The 20,267-nt window shown below is 47.4% G+C and carries 13 protein-coding genes, 1 pseudogene and 1 riboswitch; of the genes and pseudogenes, 9 read left to right on the top strand and 5 right to left on the bottom strand.

The window, feature by feature from the left end; genetic code table 11:
• Nucleotides 1–41: 41 nt before the first annotated feature.
• Nucleotides 42–1,400 (bottom strand): alanine/glycine:cation symporter family protein, encoded by a 1,359-nt coding sequence (locus M0413_RS17250; protein WP_069453509.1) that lies wholly within the window; start codon nt 1,398–1,400, stop codon nt 42–44.
• A 153-nt stretch (nt 1,401–1,553) separates the two neighbouring features.
• Nucleotides 1,554–1,676: riboswitch (glycine riboswitch) on the bottom strand.
• Between the two features lie 378 nt (nt 1,677–2,054).
• Between M0413_RS17250 and M0413_RS17245 the strand changes: the two are divergent.
• The 8 genes and pseudogenes from M0413_RS17245 to napB form a co-directional block, all read left to right on the top strand.
• Nucleotides 2,055–2,576: pseudogene (locus M0413_RS17245) on the top strand (ABC transporter ATP-binding protein); the annotation flags it as partial.
• Between the two features lie 154 nt (nt 2,577–2,730).
• Nucleotides 2,731–5,421, top strand: coding sequence for an ABC transporter permease (locus M0413_RS17240; protein WP_413740192.1), 2,691 nt, complete (start codon nt 2,731–2,733; stop codon nt 5,419–5,421).
• A 50-nt stretch (nt 5,422–5,471) separates the two neighbouring features.
• The gene (locus tag M0413_RS17235; protein WP_249555040.1) at nt 5,472–6,695 is read left to right on the top strand and encodes a lipocalin-like domain-containing protein; all 1,224 of its coding nucleotides are present in this window, start codon (nt 5,472–5,474) and stop codon (nt 6,693–6,695) included.
• Nucleotides 6,696–6,963: 268 nt separating this feature from the next.
• Nucleotides 6,964–7,248, top strand: a complete 285-nt coding sequence (locus M0413_RS17230) for a chaperone NapD (RefSeq protein ID WP_037414522.1) — start codon at nt 6,964–6,966, stop codon at nt 7,246–7,248.
• A complete protein-coding gene (gene napA / locus M0413_RS17225; RefSeq protein ID WP_249555032.1) occupies nt 7,245–9,725 on the top strand; it encodes a nitrate reductase catalytic subunit NapA in 2,481 nt (826 codons plus the stop codon). The genes M0413_RS17230 and napA overlap by 4 nt, the downstream gene beginning before the upstream one ends.
• Nucleotides 9,726–9,776: 51 nt before the next feature.
• A complete protein-coding gene (napG, locus tag M0413_RS17220) occupies nt 9,777–10,511 on the top strand; it encodes a ferredoxin-type protein NapG (protein ID WP_047535020.1) in 735 nt (244 codons plus the stop codon).
• Nucleotides 10,512–10,552: 41 nt separating this feature from the next.
• On the top strand, nt 10,553–11,506 hold the full coding sequence (gene napH / locus M0413_RS17215; RefSeq protein ID WP_239000462.1) for a quinol dehydrogenase ferredoxin subunit NapH: 954 nt from the start codon (nt 10,553–10,555) through the stop codon (nt 11,504–11,506).
• Complete coding sequence (napB, locus tag M0413_RS17210) at nt 11,503–11,934, top strand: nitrate reductase cytochrome c-type subunit NapB (RefSeq protein ID WP_037429719.1); 432 nt, start codon at nt 11,503–11,505, stop codon at nt 11,932–11,934. The genes napH and napB overlap by 4 nt, the downstream gene beginning before the upstream one ends.
• 166 nt (nt 11,935–12,100) lie before the next feature.
• Here napB and M0413_RS17205 read toward each other — a convergent pair whose 3' ends face one another.
• The gene (locus M0413_RS17205; protein WP_037414512.1) at nt 12,101–12,253 is read right to left on the bottom strand and encodes a hypothetical protein; all 153 of its coding nucleotides are present in this window, start codon (nt 12,251–12,253) and stop codon (nt 12,101–12,103) included.
• 94 nt (nt 12,254–12,347) lie between these two features.
• Here M0413_RS17205 and M0413_RS17200 point away from each other — a divergent pair, with 94 nt between their 5' ends.
• Nucleotides 12,348–13,229 (top strand): LysR family transcriptional regulator, encoded by an 882-nt coding sequence (locus M0413_RS17200; RefSeq protein WP_047535017.1) that lies wholly within the window; start codon nt 12,348–12,350, stop codon nt 13,227–13,229.
• 100 nt (nt 13,230–13,329) lie between these two features.
• Here the strand turns inward: M0413_RS17200 and fusA are convergent, their stop codons facing one another.
• The 3 genes from fusA to M0413_RS17185 all read right to left on the bottom strand — a co-directional run.
• Entirely contained in the window at nt 13,330–15,423 is a 2,094-nt protein-coding gene (fusA, locus tag M0413_RS17195; RefSeq protein ID WP_249555030.1) for an elongation factor G, read from the bottom strand.
• Nucleotides 15,424–15,861: 438 nt separating this feature from the next.
• Nucleotides 15,862–17,313 carry a diguanylate cyclase gene (locus tag M0413_RS17190; protein WP_249555027.1) on the bottom strand — a complete coding sequence of 484 codons (1,452 nt, stop codon included), beginning with the start codon at nt 17,311–17,313 and terminating at the stop codon, nt 15,862–15,864.
• Nucleotides 17,314–17,503: 190 nt separating this feature from the next.
• The coding region (locus M0413_RS17185; protein ID WP_249555025.1) for an ATP-binding protein at nt 17,504–20,267 on the bottom strand (2,764 nt) is incomplete at its 5' end.

The following is a 20,267-nucleotide window of genomic DNA, read 5'->3' as shown; positions in this document are numbered from 1 at the left end:
AAAGTTAAAATAATGTGAACTAATATATTGTTTTCACAACATTAATAAACAGGGTTTAGCGTACGGTTAGCGAATGTTCGAACAAAATAGCTTTGAGTTTCAGCAATGATAATGTGCCGCAATCCAATAATCGCAATCAAATTAGGTATGGCCATTAAGCCGTTTACCGTATCAGCCAGTAACCAAATCACATCCAACTTGATAAAAGCCCCACCAGCAATCAGGCCTAAAAACAAGATTTGATAGGCACGCAGCCCGCGCTCGCCCACTAAGTAGTACCAGCAACGTTCACCATAGTAATGCCAGCCTAAAATGGTCGTAAACGCAAAGCAGACCAAGGCGATAGTGACTAAATACTGGCCGATGGCAGCCGATCCGCCTAAGCTAAACGCCGCACTGGTCATGGCCGCGCCCGCAGTGTCACCGCTCCATACCCCAGTGATGATGAGCACTAATCCCGTCATAGTGCAGATGATAATAGTATCGAAAAAGGTGCCCGTCATACTCACTAAACCCTGCTCGACGGGTTCATTGGTTTTTGCCGCAGCCGCAGCAATGGGCGCACTACCTAAGCCTGACTCATTAGAAAATACCCCGCGGGCAATCCCCATTTGAATCGCTTGCGCCACGGTCGCCCCTAAAAATCCCCCCGCAGCCGATACTGGGGTAAAGGCCGACGCCACCACTAATTGCAACGCGGGTAGAATAGCATCGGCAAAAACCACTAAAATCCACACACAGGCCAACACATAACCAATTGACATCGCCGGTACTAACTTTTGCGCCACGTTGGAGATACGTTTGACACCACCTAAGGTGACAGCCGCCACCAGCAGGGTTAGCACCAGCGCGGTCGCCCATGTTGGTACATCAAAGGCGATAGTTAAGGCATCACTTATCGCATTCACTTGAGCAAAAGTCCCAATGCCGAAAAATGCAACCCCCACGCCAAACAGTGCAAATAACTTCGCCATCCAACGCAAACCGAGGCCACGCTCGATGTAATACATCGGGCCACCGGCAATCTGTCCACGCGCATCCGTAGTGCGGTATTTTACCGCCAACATACACTCGGCATACTTAGTCGCCATGCCAAAAAAGGCGGCAAGCCACATCCAAAATAACGCACCAGGACCGCCCATCTTAATCGCCGTTGCGACCCCAACAATATTGCCCGTACCTATGGTTGCAGACAATGCAGTACAAAGCGCGGCGAAGGACGATAGATCACCATGCCCCTTAGCGGGTTTGAACAATAGGCTAAGCGCCATTGGCAGACGAAACACTTGGATAAGCTTTAGTCGCGCAGTGAGATAAATCCCTGTGCCAACTAACAAACAAAGTGTGATAGGACCCCAGACAATACCATTTAGGCTGCTGAGTAAGGCTTCAAAACTCATGATATTCCTCAATTATTAAACAACTAAATTAATAAAGGAGGAGGAAAAGAAATGGCTGTGACACATCGCTGCCAGCCTAAAGAAATACCATCTTCCCAGCCAATAACGGCAGGAAAATAGTCCACAAAGACAAACGACAGGGACTGTGCAGTCATCCTCTCCTCTGTCCTTTTGCCTGAGCGTTTCGCGTCGCTTAAAACACTGCGACACTTTCGCCTTCGGCGCCACCTATTATTGCAAGTTAATGCAATCGGTAGTCTCTCCAGAGGCTCGTCCAGTAACAGTCCACGCCTTACGGCACCTGAAAGAGTGCTTTGTTTATGGAATGCTTCCAACAACAAAGTTGCCTCGTCGGTGTGGGGTTAATTCCCCACTCTCCTGCTACCTTCATCCGAACGGATTGTTAAAACGATAGCCAGCTATCGTTTTAACAGGGCGCACAGCATGCAACAAACACCACAATAGCTCAAGCCCATTTGCTCACAGAAATGAGAGCCAAGCCGTTAATCGCAGAAAATTCAAACAGACTCAATCCTAAGTCTTAATCGATGTGAATTGATCTAACTTGCCTAAATATCGGTATCTATAGGATTGTAAAATGCTTTATCTTTAGCCTAATGCCTAGGTTGGTAAAATCCCAATTGGAAGAGATAGATGAAAGAAGTCGCCAAGCTTATCCAAGTAAGTAAAAGTTTTCGCGACGGCGAGCAGCGCCACACTGTACTGCAAGCGGTCGATTTAACTTTGCATCAAGGGGAGACTATCGCACTCACCGGCCCAAGTGGCAGCGGCAAAAGCACTTTACTGAATCTGATTGCGGGATTTGAAACGGCAGACAGTGGCCAGATTGTGTTGAATCATCAATCCACCACCAAGTGGCAAGATAAGCAATGGAGTGAGTTTAGGCGTACCCATTTAGGCGTGGTATTCCAGCAATTTAATTTACTCACTCCGCTGAATGTTAAAAATAATATCGGCTTTTCCCTGCACCTTAACGGTGATAGCTGGAATCCTTGGTGCGATTATTTGGTGGAAAAACTCGGGTTAGCGGCATTGTTAAACCGGCAGGTTGAAGCGCTTTCCGGCGGACAACAACAGCGGGTCGCGATAGCCAGGGCATTAGCCCACAATCCGAGTTTACTGCTGGCCGACGAACCCACGGGTAACTTAGATGACGAATCTGGTAAACAGGTGATGTCACTGCTATGCGAACTCGCCAAAGAGAGCCAAACCAGCATTTTGATGGTCACCCACAGCGAAGAGTGCGCCGCCTTTATGAACAAACGCTGGCATCTGTCCCACGCCGCAGTGTCGATCTCCGGCTAATATGATGAATAACACACAGCTAGAACATAAAGCCAATCCATACAATAACTTAAGCAAGATTGGGCAATGGCTGCGTATCACTTGGGTACTCAAGATATTTTTAGCCCATTATCGCCACGCGCCATTGCAGGCTGGGGCGATTTTACTCGGAATCGCCCTCGCCGTGACGCTACTCATCGGGGTAAAAGCCACCAACGATAATGCGATTCGTAGCTATAGCGAAGCCACAGAGCTATTAAGTCAGCGGGCCGATGTACTGCTGACCTCACCCGTTGGCCAAGATAATCTCGATGAATCGGTGTATTTCAGTTTAAGGCAAGCTGGGATTAGCCAAAGTCTTGCGGTAGTCAGTGGCAGAGTTGCTGGCCCAAACGGCCAGTATTGGCAAATTGAAGGCAGCGATATTGTCGCGGCATTGACTGCCACATTAACCTCAAAAAATGCTTCACCGTCCTCAAATAATAAGGCAACGGCTAATTCTACTGTCTCAATGGGAGATCTGCCCCTTGCCGACCTAATGGGCGGGGAGCCTATGGTGGTGATGAGTGATAGTCTAGCCAGTAAAATCGCGCCCAATGGTCAGCTCAGCCTAGCTCAATCCATAACACCATCGACCCTAAAAGTGATCCGTGTCGATGATAGTTGGGGACTTGGCAGCGCCATCTTGACCGATATTTCCCTCGCCCAAAACTTACTTGGCATGCCGGGCAAACTCAGTTATATCGCCCTATTTAACGATAGGGATAAACTAGCCGCGTTAAAACAACGGCTCGACACCTTAGGTATCACCCCAGATCTCGCCAGCTACAGTCAGCAGGATCAAGGGCAAGCCTTAATGGCGCTTACCCGCAGTTTTCATTTAAATCTCAATGCGATGAGTATGTTAGCCTTTGTGGTTGGGCTGTTTATTGCCTATAACGGCGTGCGTTACAGCCTAATGAAACGCCAACGTTTGCTGATCCAACTGCTGCAACAGGGGCTAGAACGACTCGACGTGATGCTTGCCCTGCTCGCCGAATTACTATTTTTGGTTATCTTAGGCTCGGTAATCGGGTTTATTTTAGGCTTACAACTCAGCCATTGGTTACAACCTATGGTTGCCATGACGTTAGAACAGCTCTATGGTGCCCACTTACTGCCGGGCACTTGGCAATGGCATTGGTTAGCACAGGCGATCGCGCTCACCTTAGTGGCAGCGCTTGCTGCTTGCATGCCCTTGTATTTTGATCTTACGCGCCAATCCCTTGCCCAAGGCGCTAACCGTTATCAGCAAACTAAGGCCCACAACCAAACCCACCAGCGGCAATTTATCTTAGCCTGTGGGTTACTCGTACTCGCGGCGATACTGTTTCCCTTCAGCCAAAGTTACAACACCAGTTTGATATTACTAGGCATAGTGACGGTCGCGATTCCTCTGCTGTTGCCCCAAGTATTGCATTGGGGAGTAAGCTTACTGCTCCCCTTCACTCGCCCTGGGCTTAAGCACTATTTGCTCGCCGAAACCCGCGAGCTTATCGCGCCACTTTCCCTTGCGATGATGGCCATTTTGCTGGCATTAAGCGCAAATGTGGCGATGAATACCCTAGTGGGCAGCTTTGAGCAGACCCTAAGAAGTTGGTTAGAAACCCGCTTACATGCCGATTTATACCTGCGCCCCAGTGCTAACCGTATGGCTGATGTACGGGATAAATTAAGCCAAGATCCTCGTGTCAGCGGCTTATATCAACAATGGCAAGTCGATGCAGAGATATCGATCCAAGGCCCAACGCCTCAAACGATCCCCGTGAATCTTATCAGCCGTGATGATGAGTCAATCAAATACTCCAGTTCACTCAAAGACAGTTTACCCGACCTATGGCAACACTATTTTGGCGGACAATTTGTCTTGATGAGTGAGCCAATGGCGATTAAGTATCAGTTGATGCTGGGCGATAAAGTCACTTTAAACGTGCTCGATAAAACCACCAATAACCAAGTGGTTATCGCAGGAATTTATTACGACCATGGTAATACCCGCAATGAACTCATTATTAGCCATCAACTGTGGCAACAGGCACAACTGCCACAGTTACCCATCAGCCTTGCGGCCAGTTTTCATCCTCTGGAACAAGCTGATAAATCATCCTCATCAGTGCTAACGCAACCAATACCCACGAACGGCAAGCGCAGTGAGGCCGAACTGGATGAACTGCAAATGCAGCTCGCTACAGAGCTAGAGTTGGCTCAGGCGCAAATTTATAGCCAAGCCAACATAAAGGCCCAAGCCATTGCCATGTTTAAACGCACTTTTTCAATCACGTTAGTGCTCAATAGTTTAACCTTGCTGGTGGCCGCCATTGGGCTATTTAGCGCCTGCTTAATGTTAACCCAAGCACGGCAAGCGCCACTGGCACGGCTTTATTCTCTAGGGGTGAGTCGCAGCAAACTGCGTACTATGGTATTTAGCCAAATGCTACTGGTTGTGGTAATCACTTGCCTGATTGCGATGCCTACTGGTGCTCTGCTCGGGTATTTATTAATCGATAAAATCACCCTGCAAGCCTTTGGTTGGACCATCCAAATGATCTGGGACTGGTCTGCTTATGCCAAAGCCATCCTCATCGCACTAGTGACTTGTACCTTAGCCGTGCTCTTACCGCTTTACTGGCAAACCCGCAGGCCGCTAATCGCCAGTTTGCAGCAGGAAACCCTATGAACAGTCGTCCATATACCATTACCCAATTGAAAGTGAATGGTTTACTCAGAATGAACTGGCTTAAGTGCCGTACAAACGCACGCTTAATCAGTCAACTCATCATCGGTGGATTACTCTTTTTCACGATAAGCGGCTGCGATAATGCGCCCGCGAGCGTTTCAGAATCCAAATCCATGGGAGCTTTGCTAGGGCAAACAAAAGAAGGCGAAACAACCTCAACGCAACAAGCCTTTGCAAAGGTGACACCTGAGCATCAGTTTCACTTTCCTCAAGATCATCTTGCCCACAACGGCTTTCGGCAAGAATGGTGGTATCTCACCGCTAACTTAACCACCGAAAAAGGTGAGCAACTTGGCGCGCAATGGACCCAATTTAGGGTGGCACTAAAACCTCAATATACAGAATCGCAAAATGCGCAACCGACTACCCTTAACTCCGCTTGGGCCACTGAACAACTCTATTTTGCCCATAGCGCACTGACCTCTAGCGCGGCACATCTGGCCCATGAGAAATGGTCTCGCGGTCATCCAAAGCTTGCCGGCGTCAATGCCAATCCCTATCAAATTCATCTCGATAACTGGCAATGGCAGAGTGAATCGAGCGCGTTATTTCCGGCAATCTTAAGGGTTGAGACCGCAGACTTTAGTTACGCGCTAACGCTGACCAGCCAAGCACCGCTGCAATATCAAGGCGATAATGGCTATAGCATTAAAAACCGCGAGGGGAATGTCGCTTCCTACTACTACAGTCAACCTTTTATCAGCATTACTGGCCAGATCACCCGCCATATCAACATCAATGGCCAAGCCGAAAGTCGGGTCGAGAAAGTCACTGGCCAAGGCTGGCTAGACAGAGAATGGAGCTCACAATTTTTAACTAAAAGCCAGCAGGGTTGGGATTGGTTTGCCCTGCGCCTCAATGATGGTTCGGCGCTAATGCTCTTTCAGTTAAGGGAGCAATCCACCGATAAATCTCAAACTCCATCAGCCTTTTACAGCGCCAGGCTAATGTTTGCCGATGGCACAGGCCGTAATATCAACTCCCGAGATACGCCAGATGGAATAAAAATGACGCCGCTGGAATGGCAAACCACCCGCTCCGGCAAATACCCTGTAAGCTGGCAAGTCCAAATCCCGAGTGAGCAAATCGATATCCGTATCTCACCGTTAAATCCCAATAGCGCCATGGCGTTATCCACCTCCTATTGGGAAGGCCCAATCAAACTTAGCGGTAGCCACTCTGGCATGGGTTATATGGAGCTGACGGGATATTAATCCACTCATAGTGATGTTTGACTGCCGGATCTTTCGCTAATCTAACCAATCTCGCCATTCCCTCTCCAAAGAGATAGCGATTGTTTAAATTTCAAACTGAGAGTTAGATCACGCGCAAAACTTTGATCCCGATCGACTATCCCCTGCAATACCTCTTGTGAGGTATACCCACATTTTTTATCAGGTCTAGACTCGCAGTTATCCACATTCAGTTGTACAGATGTTTATGCAAAGCAGCTGAGTGCATCTCAAGATAAAGGTCACCGCTATGAGTCAGGAATACCATGTCACCAGCCTCGTGGTACATGCAGCCCCTAATGCCTTGCAACAGGTTGAAGCCGATATTGCCGCGTTAAAAGGCTGCGATATCCACGCCATTTCACCCGAAGGTAAGTTGGTTATTACCCTCGAAGGGAATACCCAAAAAGCCATTCTCGACAATGTTGAAGCCATCAATGGCCTGTCCGGTGTGTTATCCGCCAGTTTGATTTACCACCAAGTAGAACCCCTAGAACAAGAACTGTTAGAAAAAGAGAGTGAGGAAACACTATGAGCATTAGCCGCCGCGAGTTTCTCAAGGCTAACGCAGCGGTTGCCGCTGCGACGGCCGTTGGCGTCACGCTTCCCGTGAAAATGGTTGAAGCCGCCGAGTCAGATAATATCAAGTGGGACAAAGCCCCCTGCCGTTTTTGCGGTGTGGGTTGTAGCGTATTAGTCGGTACCAAAGCGGGTAAAGTGGTTGCCACCAAAGGCGATCCAGAAAGCCCAGTTAACCGTGGTTTGAACTGTATTAAAGGTTACTTCCTGTCGAAAATCATGTACGGCAAGGACAGATTAACCACGCCATTACTACGCATGAAAGACGGCAAATACCACAAAGAAGGCGAGTTTACCCCAGTAAGTTGGGATGTTGCCTTCGATACTATGGCCGCTAAGTGGAAACACAGCATCGCCACTAAAGGCCCGACCTCAGTCGGTATGTTCGGTTCTGGTCAGTGGACGATTTGGGAAGGTTATGCTGCATCTAAACTGCATAAAGCTGGATTCTTAACCAACAACATCGACCCTAACGCCCGCCACTGTATGGCCTCAGCGGTCGTTGGGTTTATGCGTACCTTCGGTATTGATGAACCGATGGGCTGTTACGACGACTTAGAAGCCGCCGATCACTTTGTGCTCTGGGGCGCCAACATGGCCGAGATGCATCCGATCCTGTGGGCACGTTTATCTGATCGCCGTTTAAGCAGTAAAGACTGTCGCGTGCATGTGCTATCCACCTTCGAGAACCGTAGCTTCGATCTTGCGGATAACCCGATGGTTTTCCGTCCACAATCAGATCTGGTGATCCTCAACTATATCGCCAACTACATCATTCAAAACAAAGCGGTAAATACCGACTTTGTGACTAAACACACTAAGTTTGCCCTCGGTGTAGATGATATCGGTTATGGCCTGCGTCCAGATCATCCGTTAGAGAAGAAAGCCAAAAATCCTGGCAATGGTAAATCTAGCCCTATTAGCTTCGAAGAATACGCTAAGTTCGTCAGCACTTATACGCTGGAATACGCAGCAAAAATGAGTGGTGTAGAGCCTGAAAAATTAGAAACCTTAGCCAAAGCCTATGCCGATCCTAAGGTGAAGGTTATGAGCCTGTGGACCATGGGGATTAACCAACACGTTCGTGGTGTGTGGGCAAACAACATGCTCTATAACATTCACTTACTGACGGGCAAAATCGCCACACCTGGCAACAGCCCATTCTCACTGACAGGCCAACCTTCAGCCTGTGGTACCGCCCGTGAAGTCGGCACCTTTGCCCATCGTCTCCCCGCCGATATGGTGGTGGATAACGATAAGCATCGCGCGATCACCGAAAAAATGTGGCAAGTGCCTGAAGGCACGATTCCACCTAAACCTGGCTACCATGCCGTGCTGCAAAGTCGGATGCTCAAAGACGGTAAGCTAAACTGTTATTGGACTATGTGTACCAATAACATGCAAGCCGGCCCGAATATCAACGATGAAATTTACCCGGGATTCCGTAATCCAGAGAACTTTATCGTGGTATCCGATCCTTACCCAACCGTCACCGCCATGGCAGCAGACCTTATTCTACCGACCGCCATGTGGGTCGAGAAAGAAGGCGCTTACGGTAACGCCGAGCGCCGCACCCATATGTGGCATCAACAGGTTAAAGCGCCTGAGGGAGCTAAATCGGATCTGTGGCAATTAGTCGAGTTTTCAAAACGCTTTAAAGTGTCTGAAGTGTGGCCCGCAGAGCTTATCGCTAAAAAGCCTGAATACGCTGACAAGACCCTTTATGAAGTACTGTTTGCCAATGGTGTCATCAACAAGTTCCCTACTACCGATTGTAAGGGCGACCTAAACGACGAAAGTGAACACTTTGGCTTCTATCTACAAAAAGGCATCTTCGAAGAATACGCCGCCTTCGGTCGCGGCCATGGCCATGATTTAGCCGACTTTGACCGTTACCACGAAACCCGCGGTCTACGCTGGCCAGTGGTTGAGGGTAAAGAAACCCTGCGCCGCTTCGTTGAAGGCAGCGATCCTTATGTTAAGGCAGGTGAAGGTTTTAAGTTCTACGGTAAACCCGATGGTAAAGCGGTAATTTTCGCCCTGCCTTACGAACCAGCAGCGGAAGAGCCTAACTCAGAATACGATCTGTGGATGTCTACCGGCCGCGTGCTCGAACACTGGCATACAGGTTCGATGACCGCCCGTGTACCTGAGCTCTATCGCGCCTATCCTGATGCACAAATCTTTATGCATCCTGAAGACGCTAAGGCCCGAGGTCTGCAACGTGGTGATGAAGTGATCGTGGCATCTCCCCGTGGTGAGGTCAAAACCCGTGTCGAAACCAAAGGCCGAAACAAACCGCCACGCGGCGTGGTGTTTATGCCCTTCTTCGATGCGCGTCAGTTAGTCAACAAGTTGATTCTGGATGCTACCGATCCACTGTCAAAAGAAACTGACTTTAAGAAGTGCCCAGTAAAAGTGATGAAGGCCTAAGCCCTCATTTGATAGCGATAAGCGTATTTGAAAGCGATTAAGGAGTCTAAGGTGAGTCAGCAAGTGAAGAGTCCATTCACAGTTAAACAAGTCAACCGTCGCCAGTTTTTGGCCACGACGGCTAAGGCTGGCTGTGTGATGGGGCTTGTGGGATTAGGCTTGACGGCCACGGCAAAAAGCCAAGGTCAACTCGCCTCCCAAGCTTGCAGACCGCCGGGAGCCCTTGAAGAAAGCGATTTTCTCTCGGCCTGCGTGCGCTGCGGTTTGTGTGTTGAGGCTTGCCCTTACGACACGCTAACACTGGCACGTTGGTTCGATGGAGCCGCCACTGGCACGCCATTCTTTACCGCAAGACGCATTCCCTGCGAAATGTGTGAGGATATTCCCTGCATCAAAGCCTGCCCATCGGGTGCGCTTGATCCTCAACTTGAGCACATTAGCGATGCCAAAATGGGTATTGCGGTACTGATCGATGAGAAAAATTGCCTGAACTTTAAGGGATTACGCTGCGATGTTTGTTATCGGGTTTGTCCGTTAATCGACAACGCCATCACCTTAGAACGCCAACGCAATCAACATAGCGATCACCACGCCATGTTCTTACCCACAGTCAACAGTGATACCTGCACGGGTTGTGGCAAATGCGAGCACGCCTGCGTACTCGATACCGCCGCCATAAAAGTCTTACCGACGGCATTAGCACTCGGTAAGGCAGCGGAGCATGACACTTATCTCAACACCGAGGAAACCACCTTAGAGATGTTGAATAAGGGGCTGACGTTATGAGCAATGAGTCTATGAGTAACAAGTCTATAAGTCATAAGACAATGAACTCAAAAGCCCGCATGCAAGGCGAGCATGCCGCCGCCATTGCAGAACTCGGTTGGTTTGGCGCACACAAATATTTGCTACTACGCCGCGCAGTGCAATGCGGCTTGTTAGGGCTATTTGCACTGGGGCCGCTACTAGGGATTTGGTTATTTAAGGGTAATTTATCGGCCAGTTTACTGCTCGATACCATTCCCTTTGCCGATCCGCTAGTGAGCTTACAAATGCTCATTAGCGGGCATATTCCCGAGCTTAGCCTATTGATAGGTGCAACCTTGGTCATACTGTTTTATGCCCTCGCCGGTGGCCGGGTGTTTTGCAGTTGGGTGTGTCCCGTCAATCTGGTCACCGATACCGCAAGCTGGCTCAGACGTAAACTAAACCTCCCTCGCACCAGCGAGTTACCGCGTAATTTACGTTATTACCTGCTGGCACTCGTGCTGTTATTGCCACTGCTCACGGGCAACTTGATTTGGGAATGGATTAATCCCGTCCCCTTAGTCTATCGCGCCGTGCTATTTGGCAGTCTCAGTGGTTTATGGATCTTAGCGGCGATATTTCTGCTGGATCTGTTTATCGCCGAGCGCGCTTGGTGTGGCCACCTGTGTCCAACAGGCGCCCTATTTGGCTTAATCGGCAAATGGAGCCCCATCAAAATTGTTGCCAGCAAAGCCAGTGCCTGTGATAACTGCATGGACTGCTTTGCTGTTTGCCCTGAACGCCAGGTATTAAAGCCAGCGTTAAAAGGGCAAAACCCGGTGATCACTAGCCCAGACTGCACCCAATGCGGCCGCTGTATCGATGTCTGCGCACAACGCGTATTTCGCTATCAAACACGTTTTACGGCCACTCAGGCTCAACTTAGTTCAGGCGATTCGACCGATTGTCACTCGCCATCAACCACTTCACCAATTCGTCAACACATTGCCCCCAAGGCGGAGAATGACCAATGAAAAAAATACTCACCTTAGCCGCGATTGTATTAGCCATCGGCGGCTGCTCAGGCCAACAAGCAGACTCTCAAGCAACACCAGTCAATATCAAATCCCTCGCCGGCGATAGCGCGGTGACCGATATTCGCCCCGCTGATGCTATGCCCGTTTACCCAGCTCGCGGTAAGGCGTTGGAACGCAGTTTTACTGACCAACCGCCACTCATCCCCCATAAGGATGATTACAAAATAACCTTAGATAAAAATGGCTGTTTAACTTGCCATAGCTGGGATAAAGCCCCACGGATGAAAGCCACACCAGTGGCGAAATCCCACGTTATCGACGATAAGGGCACGCTCAATGGCCATAATTATTTCTGCACCCAGTGCCATGTTGCACAAGCAGAAAACAAAGCGCCTTTAGTTGATAATAAGTTCTCAACTCAGTAAAACAATCCTCCCCTGCCCGCACCAAAGCCACTGATCATCCAGTGGCTTTTTATTATCCATAACAAAATTAGAGATAAACTTAAAAACTCAGTGGGGGAGATGTTGGACGAACTGAAAAATAAGCAGACGGGACAATAGATAAAATACGGAAAAGTAAAAACCCAGCCTAGGCTGGGTTAACTTGTTGTTTTGCTTTATGCAAATCACCCGCCGGAGCCGTTACTCTTGTTTGCGCTGCCTTTGCTGTTTGCACATTCTTTGTTTCAGGCATCGCCGCCTGCCACAAAGCACCTACCCATAAACTTGACGTTGACTTCATGACCAAATCTCCTGTTCTGTTAACAAGTTCAAAGTAATACTTAGACCATCATCAGTAAAATGAATTAACGCCATACAATGGATTCCATTTGAGCATGAACATTCCAATCAAGACCTTACAATGTTTTCTGATCTTAGTTGAAACGGAAAACTTCACCCGTGCAGCACAAAAATGCTTTATCACTCAACCAACGCTCAGCAAAATCATCCAAAGGCTTGAAGAAAGCGTAGGAGAAACCCTGCTGATCCGTAACAATCAAAAGGTGGAGCTAACCCAAGCAGGGCAGCTGTTTGAACGCAGTGCGCGGGAGATCCTCGGGCAATGGCATAGATTGCAGGAGGATATGAGTAACTTAAGCGGCCTAAAATCGGGGCGGCTTAGACTCGGTGTCTGCCCCATGATGAGTAGCTTAATTATTGGATTACTGACGAGCTATCGTAAGCGTTATCCTGGGGTTGAACTACAAATGTATGAATACGGGGGATTTGGCTGCGAGCAGGCACTGCTAAATAACAGTTTAGATATTGCCTTTACTGCGTTACCCACAACCCATGAGACTGAGCTAGTCAACCAGCCGCTGACAAAATATCCTCTGTTAGCTTGCCTGCCTGATGGACACCCGCTTGCGGCTAAGTCATATCTCAACTGGCAAGATTTTGAAGCTTATCCGTTTATTCTCTATAATGAGGACTTCTCACTTGCCAAATTGATAACTCGCCTCAGCCGTAAGGCTGGCGTGCAATTAAATATCGCCTTTCGCAGTGGTCAATGGGACTTTCTTGCAACCATGGTTGAAGCCGACATGGGACTGGCCATATTACCCGAACCTATTTGCCAAAAACTCAGTCACAGCAAACTAGTCTTTAGACCGATGCAACCGGCATTAACTTGGGATTTAGCCCTGATTTGGCGGCAGAACTTACCGTTAACTCCCGCGGCAAATGCTCTACTGGAATTAAGTAAACAAAAAGCGTGAATGCTGACTCGTCAACCTATCGTCAACCAGTGCATCGCCCATAAAAAAACCGCTGCTAGCCTAGGCTTAGCAGCGGTTTCTATTTAGAGGAAGTTAAGAATTACTTCTTAGCTTCAGCAGCTTTACGCTCTTTAACTTGCTCAACAACTTTGTCCGCAACACTGTTTGGACATGGGCTGTAGTGTGAGAACTCCATAGAGAACTGACCACGGCCTGAAGTCATTGTACGCAGAGTACCGATGTAACCGAACATTTCTGATAACGGTACGTCAGCCTTAACGCGAACACCAGTTACACCAGCAACTTGGTCTTTGATCATACCGCGACGACGGTTTAAGTCACCGATTACGTCACCCACGTTGTCATCAGGGCTGAACACGTCAACTTTCATGATAGGCTCAAGCAGTTGTGGTTTAGCTTTAGCCATAGATTGACGGAATGCCGCTTTAGCAGCGATTTCGAACGCGATAGCTGAAGAGTCAACTGCGTGGTAAGCACCGTCAGTCAGTTCAAACTCAACGTCTAACACTGGGAAGCCAGCGATAGTACCGGTGTTCATCATGCTCGCGAAGCCTTTTTCAACTGCTGGCCAGTATTCCTTAGGAACGTTACCACCGACAACTGAAGACTTGAACACGAAGCCAGAGTTTGGCTCACCTGGGCGGATGATGTATTCGATCTTACCGAATTGACCTGAACCACCAGATTGTTTCTTGTGGGTGTATTGGTCTTCAACCATTTGAGTAATGGTTTCACGGTATGCTACTTGTGGTTCACCCACGATCAGCTCAACACCGTAAGTACGCTTCAGGATGTCCACTTTAATGTCTAAGTGCAGTTCACCCATACCTTTAAGAATGGTTTCACCTGAATCTTCGTCAGTTTCTACGCGGAAAGATGGATCTTCTGCGATCATCTTACCGATAGCGATAGCCATCTTCTCGCTGCCGCCTTTATCTTTTGGTGCTACTGCGATAGAGATAACTGGCTCTGGGAACACCATGGCTTCAAGAGTACATGGGTGCTTAACATCACACAGAGTGTGACCAGTTTGTACGTTCTTCATACCCACGATAGCGATAATGTCACCAGCTTCTGCTGATTCAATTTCGATACGATCGTTTGCAAGCATTTCGCACATACGGCCGATACGCTCAGTCTTACCAGTTGCACTGTTAAGAATGGTGTCACCTTTCTTCAGACGACCAGAGTAAATACGTACGAAGGTCAGGGCGCCGAAACGGTCGTCCATGATCTTGAACGCTAATGCTTTTAAAGACTCGTCAGCAGAAACGATTGCGTATTCGCCAGTTTCGTTGCCTTCTTCGTCAGTTAAAGGTTGTGGATCAACTTCGTTTGGTGCTGGCAGGTAGTCAACAACCGCGTCTAAAACCAGTTGCATACCTTTGTTCTTAAACGCTGAACCACAGAATGTTGGGAAGAATGCCATAGTACGAGTACCCTTACGGATACAACGCTTCAGGTCTTCAATAGATGGCTCTTCGCCTTCCATGTAAGCTTCCAGCAGATCGTCATCTTGCTCAACAGCCGTTTCGATCAGCTGTTCACGGTATTCTTCAACTAAGTCAACCATGTCAGCAGGGATCTCTTGGATAGAGTAGTTTTCTGGTAAACCAGTTTCATCCCACACGTAAGCTTGGCGAGTTAACAGGTCAACAACACCACAGAACTCATCTTCAATACCGATTGGCAGAACCATAACCAATGGTGTAGCAGCTAAGACGTCTTTAGTCTGCTTAACAACGCGTAAAAAGTCAGCACCCATACGGTCTAACTTGTTTACGAAGATGATACGAGCAACTTCAGATTCGTTAGCATAGCGCCAGTTAGTTTCTGATTGCGGCTCAACACCACCAGAACCACAGAATACAGCGATACCGCCGTCAAGAACCTTCAGAGAACGGTAAACTTCAACTGTGAAGTCAACGTGCCCAGGGGTATCAATAACGTTGAAACGGTGATCTTTCCAGAAACAGCTTACTGCTGCTGATTGAATAGTAATACCGCGCTCAGCTTCCTGAACCATGAAGTCTGTTGTAGATTCACCGTCGTGGGTTTCACCAGCTTTGTGAATTCTACCAGTTAGCTTAAGAATACGCTCGGTGGTCGTGGTTTTACCCGCGTCAACGTGAGCGAAGATACCAATGTTTCTGTATTTGGATAATTCGGTCATGATTCAACTTTAATGATTAGTTTAAGAAGTAGACGGAGTATGCGACAAACCACCGACACACCGCACATCAGATTATTTTAGGCGCATATTGTAAATTGGAACCCCGCTCTTCGCAAATGGCTCTTGCAATTTTTCACGATAAAGTCGCGGAAAAAATTAAAAAAAAATAAGAAAAATGCATTAAAACAATTAAATAAAAAAATTTAGCTCAGTTTTCAAACAATTAGTAAAAAGCCTAAAAATAAGCGTTTTTTTACCGATATTGCAGATTTCTCATACTTTAAGGACTCACAAATGGCAAAAGACCAGCCCAATGCAACCTCAATACAAACTTCAACTCAGGTTAAAACTCGGTTTAACCTAAAAGTTGATTAGCATAAATGTGAAATTGATCGAGTAAAGTGTCAATGGGCTTAGCAATGCATCTAATTTCGCAAACTAAGCATTGGATTCATCAATACAAATCTGATTTCTGCCCAAGGCTTTCGCTTGATACAATGCTTTATCTGCTCGTTCAAAGCAGGACTGCATTGGTTCATTACTCGCTAATTTGGCAATCCCAAAACTACAGGTGAGCCGCACATCACCACTAAAGCGATAATCCTTAATCGCCGCAGCAATCCGCTGGCACAATGAGTTAACTAAAGTAATTGAAGTCTGATGGCAAAGGATAACGAACTCTTCACCTCCCCAACGGGCAACAACATCTGATTCACGCACACAATGCTGCAGCACTGTAGACAGCTCCATCAAAATATTATCTCCGACGGTATGACCTAAGGTGTCATTAATCTCTTTAAAGAAATCGATATCTAACATGACAAGGCAGATGCTACTTTCTGTTGCGGTCTCAGAACGATGCTCATGCACAAACTGGCGGTTAAAGTAATGGCGATTATAGAGTTTGGTGAGCGGATCATGGGTAGATAAAAACTCGAGTTCAGTATTGGTTTGTTCTAATTGCCGACGTAGGGCTTCAAGCTGTGTATTTTTATCGGTTAAGCGTCGATTATAGCGACTGATAAAATAAGTCCGAGTCGCAAGTAAAAATATCACCAGCAGAGTGCCTGCAATCACTTGATAGATAAGCCAATAGTTAGTCTCATCGATAACAGTAATATTGTTCCATTTCTGGTAAATCCTAATTCGCTCAAGCTCATCAACATCATCAAGTACTTGATTAAGTATCGGCAGCAGTGCTTCATGGCCTAAACTCACTCCCATGCGTAGTTCATCTTCTGGCCCGCCCCACCCCGCAATTTTAAGATGGTTAAAACCTGTCTGCTGAATATAAGCATTCACCGAAAACATTGACCCAACAAATAAATCAGCGCGCTTATCGAGCACAGCCTCGAGTCCCGCTGGTTCACTGGCCACTTCGATGATTTTGACTCTAGGGTAATATTGCTGAATATACTCAGCGAGACGATAACCTTTAGGCACGGCTAATGTTCGTGAGCCTATGTTTTCAAATCCTTGTAAAAATGGCTGTTCTTTTAGCGAAACCAACACATTTGGCGAGTGAAAATACACATGGCTAAAATGTAAAAATTGCTCTCGGGTAGCGGTTTTGTTCAACATTGGAGTTAAATCACAGCGCCCAGTTTGTAAAAAATTAAGGGTTTCAGACCAAGATGTTGTGGGAACAAGAATGAATTTAAGGGGAGAATGGGACTCAATGTAACGAATATAGTCCGATGAGACCCCTACATGTTTTCCCTCGCGTATCGCTTCATAGGGCAACCAGTCGGGATCAACACAGTAACGGACTAACTGCCTACTGCTAGCATCGTCATCAGCGGTTTTGAGATAGCGCGAAGCCAAACGCTCTGCACTCACAGTTAAGGGTGAGCATAAACAGAAGAGTACAAACCAAAATCGACAACCCATGTAGCTTCTCAAATACATTCAGTAATTCGCTGACGTAGATAAAAAGTGTATACATAATATTAAGATAATACCAATTCGCTCATCCTAAGCAGGAAAATTCACCGAACCTGCAAAACTTAATCTTGTTACCGATAAAAAAATACCCGCCAAATTGACGGGTATTTCGTTTACTTAATCTATTTTTACAAGATTAATCTTCAACTGGTGACACAACAAAGAGTAGGTCACCTTGCGATACTTGCTGACCATTGCTGTTCAGAATACGCTCGATGCGGTACTTCTTATCCTCAGGATAGAGCACGGCACCTTGGCGGTTAAAGCCAGCCAAGTTAACCTGCGAGAACATCTTCATTGCTTCAGTCAAGGCAAGGGTTTGCTCAACGGTTACAATATCACCTTCTTTAACGAAATCAGGTTCGCCTGGCGCGGGAGACGTATAGAAGATACCAGCGCCTTGCGCTAATACTTTCAGTTCGTTACTTTCGCCAACACGGAGCGACTCAGTATCAACACCAACGGTTTCGGCAGCGGCTTCCATTTCAGCGATCAGCGCTGGAATGTCTAGCTCAGCCATAAAGCGTGGCAGGTAGTTAGTATCGTATACGCCTTCTTTGAAGGTGCCATCGCTTAAGATCAGCTTGAGCAATGGAATGTTAGTCGCGATACCTTTGAGCACTACACTATCGAGATAAGCATGTAGCTTCGCAATAACGTCTTCACGGTTTTCACCGCGCATAATCACCTGAGCAATTAAGCTGTCGTAGTATGGCGAAACTTCTTTACCCGGTGCAGCAATCGAGATGATTTCCACATCTGGATGATCAGGGAATACACATTCGGTGATCTTGCCAGGATTTGGAACCAGTTGCAGGATGCCGTGGCTATCGAGTGCGGCTTTCTCAGCCGTTACACGCACTTCCATCGCATAACCGATTTCTTTCGGCTCTAAATGCTCGATTGAACGACCTGCGGCGATATCAAACTGTGCGCTCACGATATCAATACCAGAAGTCGCTTCAGTTACTGGATGCTCAACCTGCAGACGAGTGTTCATCTCCATGAAGTACACTTCATTTGCGTCTAAGTTGTAGATGAACTCTACAGTACCTGCGCCCATGTAATCGGTCGCATCACCTAAGGCACGGGTGTAATCCAGCACTTGTTTTTTCAGTTCATCTGGCAACATGGTTGAGCCAGACTCTTCAACCACTTTCTGGTTGTTACGTTGTACTGAACAGTCACGTAAACCCAATACTTTAGCGTGACCAAATTGGTCGCGCAGTAATTGCACTTCGATATGACGTAGTGACGTAACATATTTCTCTAAGTACAGGTCGCCGTTACCGAAGGCAGCTGCCGCTTCAGTAGCGGTTTTTTGGAATAAACCAATCATATCCTCAGGACGTTTAACGACCTGAATACCTTTACCACCGCCGCCTTGTACCGCTTTGAGCAGCACTGGGTAACCAATTTCATTGGCCACGTTTACCGCTTGCTCAGCGTTCGTCAGAATACCGTGTGAACCTGGTACCACTGGTACGTTTTGGCTTTGTGAAGTCTTAATCGCGTTCGACTTGTTACCCATAGTCGTCATTGAATGCACGCTAGGGCCCACAAAGTTAACCCCATTATTCACACACAATGCCGCAAATTGTGGACTTTCAGACAGGAAGCCGATACCTGGGTGCAGTGCATCAACTTGCTCGTATTCGGCAACTTTCAACACTGAGTAAGCATTCAGGTAACTTTCGTCAGAGGTGTTACCCCCTAAACAGACTAACTTGTCAGAATCTTTCAGCATATCCGCAGGTACGGCAGTCATGTCAGGATCTGACGCCACTAATACCACGTTGATATCGTTATCGTGGGCCTTACGGATCAACTTAACAGCGGTACAACCACGGGCATGAACCAATACTTTGTTAATTGGTTTCATTAACTTACGAGGATCGTTTTGAACAATCACTTCTTCTTCAACAGGCGCTTCAACAACCAGAGTCGACAGAGCATTGATGATTACGTCATTAATCTTCGCCGTTGGCATTGGCATCAGAGGATCGATGCTCGCCAATTGGTTATCTAAGGTTTCGCTGAATGGGTTGTGGACTAAGCCCGCCATTGCACCTGGTACTTTCGACAAGTAGTTCGACAGAGTCGACGTTGAAGGTAAGTAAGCAGGAACCACCATTTGACCCGCGAATGGCATGTTAGTACCAGACAGGTAATAGGTTTGCACTAATGGGTGAGTCACGAAACTCGCTTGCGCACCACCGGTACAGTCACCAAAACCAAACATCAGTACTGGCAACTCGTTATCACGGATAAAGCGTGTGATACGGTCGTTCACAACAGCCATTGAGAACAGAGCCGCAGCACCTTCTTTAGTCTGCATACCGCCAGAGCTGATAAAACAAACTACTGGCAATTTACGCTTAGCACATTCGATCAGCAGCGCAGAGAATTTCTCGGCACTCGCCATATCGAAGGCACCCGCTTGGAATGCAGTGTTAGATACCGCCAGACCCACACGGACTTTTTGTCCCTTTTCTTTAAAGTCAGCAATACCGGTGATCAGACCGCAAGGACGAATACCTTTATCTAACGCATCTTCAATGGATAAACGGAAACCAGGGAAGTTGAGCAAGTTAGCCGACATTTTGTCGCCATTGATTTCGTCGAAATTAGTGAAAAATTGCTTAATCACATTTTCCCACGTCATCTTGCCAGTACGTTTTTCGTCACGTAATACTTTTTGGATCAGTAAGTCCTGATAACCCATGGTCAAGCGGTTCCAGAAGTCCTTACGACGACCGATACGCACAGGGTTAATCGCGCCAGTGTACTTGCTGTGGTCGCTTTCACTGTCGAAGTATTCAGGCAATAAACGTTCGAAGAAGTAAGTCAGGATAACGAATAAACTGTCGTTAAGTTGTGGGAAGCCCACACTCTTCCAC

The sequence above is a fragment of the Shewanella sp. 8A genome (assembly GCF_023475945.1).
Classification (GTDB): Bacteria; Pseudomonadota; Gammaproteobacteria; order Enterobacterales; family Shewanellaceae; genus Shewanella; species Shewanella xiamenensis.
The sequence above is the reverse complement of the archived record's forward strand: the minus strand, read 5'-3'. Positions and strand labels throughout refer to the sequence as shown.